Here is a 332-nt window from a genome sequence, read left to right as displayed (position 1 = left end):
TGCCGCAAGTGGTGCGCATGTAGGCCGCGGGTGGCTCCGCAGCCGGGGACCGCGCAGCAGCGGTCGCGGTGCTCCAGAGCGCGGCGCAGCCGGCGGTTGACGGTGCGGGCGCTGCGTCCCGCGCCGATGGGTTGCCCGTGGCGTTCGAACCAGACTTCGCAGGTGGCATCACAGGTCAGGTAGCGCCGCTCCTCATCAGTGAGCACGGGGCCCAGGTGCAGGGCGGCGACGGGTTTCTCGCCATCCTTATCGAGGTCGACGTGGACGACGACGGTGGTGTGCTGGCCGTGCGGGCGGGCCGCCACATCGGCAGCCCAACCCGCTTCGACCAG

The 332-nt window shown here is 71.7% G+C and carries 1 protein-coding gene; it reads right to left on the bottom strand.

Features of this window, described 5'->3' with window-relative positions; all coding sequences use genetic code 11:
- Positions 1-332, bottom strand: a 332-nt coding sequence (locus BST13_RS38115) for a DUF222 domain-containing protein (RefSeq protein ID WP_142282961.1), incomplete at both ends; no start/stop codon positions are given.

Source organism: Mycobacterium aquaticum (genome assembly GCF_002086485.1).
Taxonomy (GTDB): Bacteria; Actinomycetota; Actinomycetes; order Mycobacteriales; family Mycobacteriaceae; genus Mycobacterium; species Mycobacterium aquaticum.
The sequence above is the reverse complement of the archived record's forward strand: the minus strand, read 5'-3'. Positions and strand labels throughout refer to the sequence as shown.